Annotated in this window: 7 protein-coding genes and 1 pseudogene; all 8 read right to left on the reverse strand. The window is 58.7% G+C overall.

Annotation, left to right across the window (positions count from 1 at the left end; genetic code table 11):
- Nucleotides 1-45: 45 nt before the first annotated feature.
- On the reverse strand, nt 46-1,233 hold the full coding sequence (gene steA, locus ACFSYH_RS03840; RefSeq protein WP_377465204.1) for a putative cytokinetic ring protein SteA: 1,188 nt from the start codon (nt 1,231-1,233) through the stop codon (nt 46-48).
- Between the two features lie 5 nt (nt 1,234-1,238).
- On the reverse strand, nt 1,239-2,975 hold the full coding sequence (recN, locus tag ACFSYH_RS03845) for a DNA repair protein RecN (RefSeq protein WP_377465205.1): 1,737 nt from the start codon (nt 2,973-2,975) through the stop codon (nt 1,239-1,241).
- A gap of 2 nt (nt 2,976-2,977) precedes the next feature.
- On the reverse strand, nt 2,978-3,946 hold the full coding sequence (locus ACFSYH_RS03850; protein WP_377465206.1) for an NAD kinase: 969 nt from the start codon (nt 3,944-3,946) through the stop codon (nt 2,978-2,980).
- Nucleotides 3,947-3,961: 15 nt separating this feature from the next.
- Nucleotides 3,962-4,960, reverse strand: a complete 999-nt coding sequence (locus ACFSYH_RS03855; RefSeq protein WP_377465208.1) for a TlyA family RNA methyltransferase — start codon at nt 4,958-4,960, stop codon at nt 3,962-3,964.
- 18 nt (nt 4,961-4,978) lie between these two features.
- Nucleotides 4,979-5,128, reverse strand: a complete 150-nt coding sequence (locus tag ACFSYH_RS03860) for a hypothetical protein (protein WP_377465210.1) — start codon at nt 5,126-5,128, stop codon at nt 4,979-4,981.
- Between the two features lie 76 nt (nt 5,129-5,204).
- Entirely contained in the window at nt 5,205-6,221 is a 1,017-nt protein-coding gene (locus tag ACFSYH_RS03865; RefSeq protein ID WP_377465211.1) for an HAD-IIA family hydrolase, read from the reverse strand.
- 1 nt (nt 6,222) lies between these two features.
- Complete coding sequence (locus ACFSYH_RS03870; RefSeq protein ID WP_377465212.1) at nt 6,223-7,074, reverse strand: hypothetical protein; 852 nt, start codon at nt 7,072-7,074, stop codon at nt 6,223-6,225.
- A 111-nt stretch (nt 7,075-7,185) separates the two neighbouring features.
- Nucleotides 7,186-8,040, reverse strand: a pseudogene (locus ACFSYH_RS14925) (hypothetical protein); the annotation flags it as partial.
- Nucleotides 8,041-8,244 lie beyond the last annotated feature (204 nt).

Consider the following 8,244-nt stretch of genomic DNA (forward strand, 5'->3'; position numbering starts at 1 on the left):
TCTGTGTGCTTTCTGTGTGTCGAGATAAGTCTTTTCAACGGCAAACTAGTTGGTCCACCATGCGAGCGAGCCAAACCATGACCAGAGGTCATCGAGGCGGGCTCCGAAGATACCGAACAGTGCCTGACCGACGGTCGTTGAGGCGAGCGCGGCGATCACGGCGATCAGTCCAGCGCCCGCCAGAAGCAGGAGTTGTCCGTTGGAGATACGCTGGCGATACAGTCGCGACACGCCTTTGGCGTCCACCAACTTTCCGCCAACGCGGAGGCGAGTCAAGAACGTCGATGCCATTCCAGCCCGCCCCTTGTCCAGAAACTCCACGAGCGTTGCATGCGTGCCTACGGCAACGATCAGTTCAGCGCCCAGATCGTCTGCCAGGAGCATCGCGATGTCCTCGCTCGTTCCGGTCGCGGGGAACACGATGTGCTCAACCCCTATCGCACTCAGGCGTTCTGTACCTGGTGCGCGCCCATCGCGATAAGCGTGTACAACGATCTCGGCACCACTACGCAGCGCCTTGTCTGAGACAGAGTCCATGTCACCGACGATGAGGTCCGGCTGCCAGCCTGCCTCTAGGATTGCGTCTGCCCCACCGTCAACGCCGATCAGGATCGGACGATACTCCTTGATGTAGGGGCGCAGGGTCTTCAGGTCTTCCTTGTAGTGGTAGCCCCGCACAACGATCAGTACCTGGCGGCCCTCGATCTTGGTTTTGATCTTTGGCACGCCCACGCCATCGAGGAGGAGTTCACGCTCTTGGCGCAGATAGTCCATGGTGTTTGCGGCAAACGACTCAAGTTGGACGGAAAGTCCTTCTCGAGCCTCTTCAAGCCGCAGGTCAATAATCTCCTGATCCAGGATCTCGCCCTCTGCGACCAACTGCTCACCCAGATAGACGGCATTGCCGTCGATCCGGATACGTTTTCCCTCCTTGAGGGACATAACGTCAGGGCCCAGATCATCAATCAGCGGAATTCCAGCGTCAACCAAAATCCCCGGCCCGAGATTGGGGTATCGCCCCGAAATCGACTTTGCGGCATTCAACACAGCACGGGGTTTCGCTGCAACCAGTGAGTCGGCAGCAACGCGGTCGATGTCCGTGTGGTTGATAACCGCGATATCCCCCGGTTCCAGCCGCTTGGTCAGGTCCTTCGTTCGCCGATCGACCTTTGCGACACCAGCCAGACTTCCGTCGTTCTCCGAGGCGTTCTTATTATTTCTCGTAAACTTCATCGATCTCATGATCTCACAGCCGCTAGGTTCAACAGTTCCTGTGCGTGTTCTCGCGCTGAGGCGGATTCAACCTGTCCAGAAAGCATTCGAGCGAGTTCTGACACTCGCTCATCACCGGTCACGGTGGACAGTCCAGACTGTGTGATGCCCGCATTGTCATCAGCCGCGTCTTCAGGCACGCCCTTGGTCACGACAAGGTGGTGATCTGCGAAAGCAGCAACCTGAGGCAGATGGGTGACGACGATGACCTGGAAGGTTCTGGCCAGGAGAGCTAGGCGTTTGCCGATTTCAATGGCGGCCTGTCCACCCACCCCGGAATCCACCTCATCGAAGATCATCGTTGGGATGCTGCGAGCACCAGATTGTGAGGCTGTGGCCAATGCAACTTCGAGAGCGAGCATGACACGGGATAGTTCTCCGCCAGAGGCGCCCTTGCCCAATGGGCGGGCAGGTGCCCCCGGGTGAGCGGCCAGCAGCATGGATACCGATTCCGCTCCCCATGGACCAAGTTCTTCGAGCGGTTCTAATACCACCTCAATCGAGGCGCCCTTCATGGCCAAACCTGCAAGTTCAGCGCTGACGGCTTCGCCCAGATTCCGAGCCGCCCTCTGACGGCTCGCCGTAATCTGAGCGGCCACCTGGGTGAGGCGTTCTCCCAGACGATCCAACTCGTCGGAAAGAAGCTCAACGGTGGCACTGTCATCTTCAAGATCCATAAGGCGCAAGCCTGCTTCACTGGCCCACGCCAAAACCGCCTCAATCGTGTCGCCGTATGAGCGTCTCAGGTTAAACAGTTCTGCACGACGCGCCTCGACAACCTCAAGACGAGCCGGATCCGCATCCAACCCGTCGATGTAACTCGCAAGTTCCGTTGCGATATCCTCCAGTGCATATTGAGCCTCACGCATTTTGGTTGCCACGGAATCGAGTGAACTATCGTGCTGCGAAATACCGGAAATCGCACGAGCAGCGGCGTCCAACGACTCAATGATCGAGGCTGGAACCTCACCATCGCCAAACTCGCCGCCGCTCAAACGTGTGTGAGCCTCCTGCGCGCCAGCACGCAACTCCTCGACGTTGCTCAGTCGCAGTGCCTCAGCCGCAAGTTCCGCATCCTCGTGCGGCTGCGGTTCCACCCGTTCAACCTCAGCCAGACCAAGCCTCAACAACTCAGCCTCGCGGGAGCGTTCCTGCCGCTGCGAAACCAATCTATCCAATCGGGCCTCAACGTCAGCCCGCTCCGCCCACACCGAACGATAGGTGGCCACCAAATCCTCATGCTCAACTCCGGCGAACTCGTCCAAGGCAGCTCGCTGCTTGGAAGCGGTCTTCAACCGAATCTGCTCTGACTGCCCGTGAATCGTGACAATCTCTCGCGCCACATCGCTGAGAACCTGCTGCGGAACGGAACGACCCCCAAGAAACGTGCGCGAACGCCCCGCCGACGCAACGGAACGAGACACGATAAGCGCTCCATCGTCGTCAAGCACCCCACCGGCGTCATCCACCATCTCCAGTACCGTCGAGTTAATGGCAGATATCCTGCCCTCAACGGTTGCAGACTTCGCACCTGCACGGACAGTGGCCGGATCTGCCTTCGCACCGAGAAGCAAAGAGAGGCCCGTCAACACCATCGTCTTACCCGCACCGGTCTCCCCGGTGATAGCGGTCAGCCCACCTGCAAGGTCAACGTAGGCTCGCGAAATGACCCCGAGATTCTCGATTGAGATTTCCTCGAGCACAATTACTCCTTAGGGCTTGGAAGTTCACTGGCACGTGGATGTAGATCGGCTGACTCCATCGCGCTTGGCGTCTTACCGTCTCGGAAGCCTTGAACGGGCAACCTGAACTTGCTGACCAGGCGATCTGTGAACGTCGAAATACTCAAACGGGCGAAGATGATCGGGGTGGAACTCGTTTTGATTTCAACGCGCGAGCCAATAGGAAGCGCAGTCTGCCTGCGTCCATCCGTGATGAGGATTGCCGCAACTGATGAGTTTGGCGAGACATCAATGAGGACATCTGAATTGGGACCCACCACGAGTGGGCGCGCGAACAGCGCGTGAGCAGCCACGGGCACCACGACCTTTGCGGCGACATCCGGCCATACCACCGGACCACCTGCGGAAAATGCGTGTGCAGTGGAGCCAGTAGCCGTAGAGGTAATGATCGCGTCGCATCCAAAAGAAGACACAGGACGGTTGTCAACCGACAGGGCAACCTCAACCATCTTCGCCGCCTCCGCTTTCTCAACGGCGGCCTCGTTCAAGGCCCAGTCGCGAACCGGCTCGGAGAAACCCGGGCGGAAGATGGAGACCTGCAGGACCCTGCGTTCCTCAACGCCATAGTCACCAATGGCGATACGTCGGACAGCCTCATTCAGGTCTTCTCGTTCGCTCTCCGCAAGGAAACCAACGTGGCCCAGATTGATTCCGACTACCGGAACATCGGTGCCGAACACGAGTTCGGCAGCCCGCAGAATCGTTCCATCGCCGCCCAGAACGATAACAATCTCGAAGTCGCTGATGCGCATTCCCGCGCCAGACTCAAGCGGATTGAACACCTCCACACCGAACTGCTCGACATACCGCCCAGGTAAATCCACAACATAGACGGCGAAACCGAACTCTCGAAGAGCAGGAATCGTCGCGGCCAGACCGTCAAGCGCTTCTTGACGTCCACTGTGGGTAACGAGCAGGACACTTCTCGACAACTTCGATACCTCCAGCTAAACCCAATAGACGCTAGTCGCGGGCACATTCGCTGGGGCAGGAATCCCCTTACCCAACAGCGTATTTCCCCGCTCCTCTATCATGTCACCTTCCACCGACAGATCAGGGGTATTATCCACAGCTCTTTGCACGACCGCCACAACTTCAAGGGCAAGTTCCTGTTCTTCGGTGCTCATGAGCACGTCGCTCGCACCCAGTCGTGTCGGCTGGCGCAAAGCGTCCAGTGTCAACCATACGAAGAACTCCCGGTTACCGTTCGGCCCCGGTAACGCGCTGGGGATGATCGCCTGCGGTTGAAATCCGCACTGCTGTGCGGCAGTGAGCACGCGCACCAGTGCGTCACTATGACCCTGCTTGTTCCGGACGACTCCGCCATGACCAAGGTTGTGCTTGCCAACCTCAAACTGCGGTTTCACCATAAGAAGCAGGTTCGTTTTCCCGTCCACGATCGAGCGCAATGCTGGGAGAATCAAAGTGATCGAGATGAACGAGACATCACACACCACCAGGTCCGGCGTGTACGGCAGGTCCTCCGGTCTGAGTTCGCGCGCGTTGTAACCTTCCACGACGCTCACGCGGGTGTCCCTGCGTAACTCGTCAACTAGCTGGTCGTGTCCAACATCGAGTGCTACAACGTGTTGTGCACCATGACGGAGCAACACGTCGGTGAAGCCTCCCGTGGACGCGCCAACATCAAGAGCTTTGCTACCTTCGAGCGCCAAGAGCGGACGAGAATCCGCGCGCTCGTGTGAAGGCGCGGTCTCTCGTGCGATTGCTTCAAGAGTTCGCAACAGCTTGAAACTGGCCCGCGAAGCATAATCCTGTTGGTCCGATGAGCCGACTACCTTGACATCATCGACTGCATTCACCTTGAAGGACGGCTTGTGGGCAGTCACACCGTTGACGGTGATGCGGCCATCGTGGATGAGACTCGCCGCGCGGTTTCGCGATCGTGCTAGTCCACGAGCCACGACTTCGCTATCGAGCCTATTCACAGTAGTTCAGTTTTCCTTTTAGAGATCCAGTTCGATCTTGAGTTCTTCGATCAAGGATTCAAAGATCGGAGTGTGTTCTTCAACGTCTGCCACATCTAGGGCATCACCCAGACCAAGAAGGTCTTCTGTGGGAGTTGGTGGGACGGTAGGGTCAAAGTGCGTAGTCATGCGTGTGCCTTTAGAACTATGAAGGTGCCCGCAGTACGGGCACCTTCGAGGTCGTGCTGGTCAACAAAGTGTACGGTTACAGCGTCACAAAGTTAGGGATTGTGGACGAGTCGAACTCACCACCCACATCAACGTGGGACCATACTGCGCAGCATGCTGCACGCACGATATCGAGTTCGTCCACGCCGTCATGCTCCGCGATGACAAGCCTGCTATCCCGCACGGTAACGGCAGCGTTTCCACTGGTAAACCACGTTTCTTCCCGGCCCTGCCGAGGCTGGGTCTCCTGCAATGCGCGCAGATCTCGCGCAATGAAGTGAGGACGATTTTCCGGTGCAGCGAGAATGTCATCTCGCGCAGAATTCACCCCCGTGAGGACGTGCAATCCATGCAATCCACCCGCACGCGCGCCCGCCAGGTCTGTGTCGAGCCGATCTCCAACAACGAGAGCGTCTGTGACTCCGGCTTTCTCCATTGCCATGCGATACATAGCAGGTGATGGTTTACCAGCGCTCAATGGAGCAACTCCGGTCGCGCTCTGCACCGCACCGACGAGCGCACCGTTACCCGGAGCGAATCCACGTGCAGTTGGCAACGACAAATCGAGATTGCTCGCAAAGTGCTGGGCACCATTCGAGATGGCATAGGCAGCTTCCGCGAGGTGCTCCCATCCAAGGGACGGGTGGAAGCCCTGCGCGACCGCGACCGGGTCGTCATTGGCTGAGAACACCGGTTCATAGCCTGCTTCGCGCACGGCGGTGATAAGCCCTGCGCCTCCCACGACCAGGATGCGTGCCCCTGCGGGCACGTGATCCTGTAGGAGGCGCGCGCAGGCTTGCGCTGCGGTCATGATTTCCGACGAGTCGGCTGGGATGTCCAAGCCGGTCAGTTGGTCTGCCACCTCTTGAGGTTCGCGCGATGCATTGTTGGTGACAAACACCAACTGCATGCCCGTTGCGCGTGCAGAGTTCAGACCGTGTGCAGCGTATTCAATGGGAAGCGGACCTTTATAGGCCACTCCATCGAGGTCGACTAAAGCCAGAGGGTAACTTGCGGCCAGAGGCTGCTCACTACCGATGATCAGTTCCGACATCTCAGTCCTCTTGCGAGTTCTCTGGTTCGGAATCCTCTACATCCTCAACTGCTTCGTGTACGGATTCCTCAGCCGAGGCTTCTGGCCCTTCGTCGGCGCTGTCCGCGCCGTCTTGGTTTGCCTCTGGCTCATCATCTTCCGCGTCGTCAGCCTCGGCTGCTTCTGCGTCTTCTTCGGTGTCGTCGATGTCTTCTGGATCAGCATCAACGAAGTCATCCACGAGGTCGTACACGAGTACGTCTTCATCAACCTCGCCGAGAGGCTCCTCGATCGACTCGATTTCCGCTGGAGAGAGGTGCGAGAGAAGCTCTTCAGCTTCTTCCGATCGACCAAGTAGTTCCAAGATCGCTACGCGGGCACCGATAAGACGGACGGCAAGGTCACGGCGCTTCGCTGGAACCTCAATGGATTCCAAGTGCGCTAGGGCCGCATCGTTTTGTCCGAGGTCTACCCTGGCTCCGGCCACGACGATGGCGAGTTCAAGTTGACCGTCAATCGATAGGGTCGCGGCCTCTTCAGACTGCGCCAGAGCGATTGCCTTCTCTGGACGTTCAAGACCACGCTCACAGTCAGCCATGAGTGGCAGGTGCTCGCTTGAACCGTTCAGACGACGAACGGTACGGAACTCGCGGAGAGCTTCCGCGTAGCGTTCGGTGTAGTAGGCCGCCAGACCTGCTGCCTCACGGACGATGTCAACACGTCCGCCACGGCGCAGTGCCTCCTGGGCGTGCTTGTAGGCCAACTCTGGATCGGTGTCCAGAAGTTTGCCCGTCATGATTAGGTGCAATCCAACGAGTTCCGCATTGTCCTTGCTCAGCGTACGCAGGCGTGCACGGGCTTCGCGGTCCAACATGTTGTAAGTAATGTGCTCGGGAACCTCTGGGGCATTCGAGCGTGTGCTTTCGCTACGTTCTGGACGTGGTCCGCGATCGTCACGGTTTCCACGAAAGCCGCCATCACGGCGATCGTCGCGTCGGTCGAAGTTGCGTGGTCCGCGGTCATCGCGGCGATCGTCGCGTCGGTCGAAGTTGCGTGGTCCGCGGTCATCGCGGCGATCGTCGCGTCGGTCGAAGTTGCGTGGTCCGCGGTCATCGCGGTTTCCACGGAACCCACCGTCCCGACGGTCATCGCGTCGGTCGTTTCCGTAGCCACGGTTGTCATCGCGTCGGTCGAAGTTGCGTGGTCCGCGGTCATCGCGGCGATCGTCGCGTCGGTCGAAGTTGCGTGGTCCGCGGTCATCGCGGTTTCCACGGAACCCACCGTCCCGACGGTCATCGCGTCGGTCGTTTCCGTAGCCACGGTTGTCATCGCGTCGGTCGAAGTTGCGTGGTCCGCGGTCATCGCGGTTTCCACGAAAGCCGCCATCACGGCGATCGTCGCGTCGGTCGTTTCCGTAGCCACGGTTGTCATCGCGTCGGTCGAAGTTGCGTGGTCCGCGGTCATCGCGGTTTCCACGAAAGCCGCCATCACGGCGATCGTCGCGTCGGTCGTTTCCGTAGCCACGGTTGTCATCGCGTCGGTCGAAGTTGCGTGGTCCGCGGTCATCGCGGCGATCGTCGCGTCGGTCGAAGTTGCGTGGTCCGCGGTCATCGCGGCGATCGTCGCGTCGGTCGAAGTTGCGTGGTCCGCGGTCATCGCGGTTTCCACGGAACCCACCGTCCCGACGGTCATCGCGTCGGTCGTTTCCGTAGCCACGGTTGTCGTCACGACGCTCGTTGTTGCTGCCGTTTTCCCTAAAGTCCCGGCCGTAACCGCCGTTGCGTCGTGAATCTTCGCCGCTCACGTGAGCTCCCTTTTTTGATGTCAATGTACATCCCATTTTCGCACCTTGTGCTAAGAAAATCGAAGGATACAGTCATGTCCTTGGACACAGCGAAAGGAGAGTGGACGCAAGGTTGGTGGATTGTGTAGCAGATATAGATGGAGTGCATGTCATTACCTTTTGTCAGCCTCGACAAAAGCACCTCAAAGACATGTGATCGTTCTGAAGACCACGGCCGTGAACCTGGCACGAGCCTGACCC

This window comes from Populibacterium corticicola (assembly GCF_042683685.1).
GTDB classification, from domain to species: Bacteria; Actinomycetota; Actinomycetes; order Actinomycetales; family Cellulomonadaceae; genus Timonella; species Timonella corticicola.

Bases quoted from the DNA above. Each gene is read 5' to 3' on its own strand.
- ACFSYH_RS03865 (WP_377465211.1), bottom strand. From the start codon at position 6,221: ATGTCGGAACTGATCATCGGTAGTGAGCAGCCTCTGGCCGCAAGTTAC.
- ACFSYH_RS03860 (WP_377465210.1), bottom strand. From the start codon at position 5,128: ATGACTACGCACTTTGACCCTACCGTCCCACCAACTCCCACAGAAGAC.
- steA (WP_377465204.1), bottom strand. From the start codon at position 1,233: ATGAAGTTTACGAGAAATAATAAGAACGCCTCGGAGAACGACGGAAGT.
- ACFSYH_RS03870 (WP_377465212.1), bottom strand. From the start codon at position 7,074: ATGTTGGACCGCGAAGCCCGTGCACGCCTGCGTACGCTGAGCAAGGAC.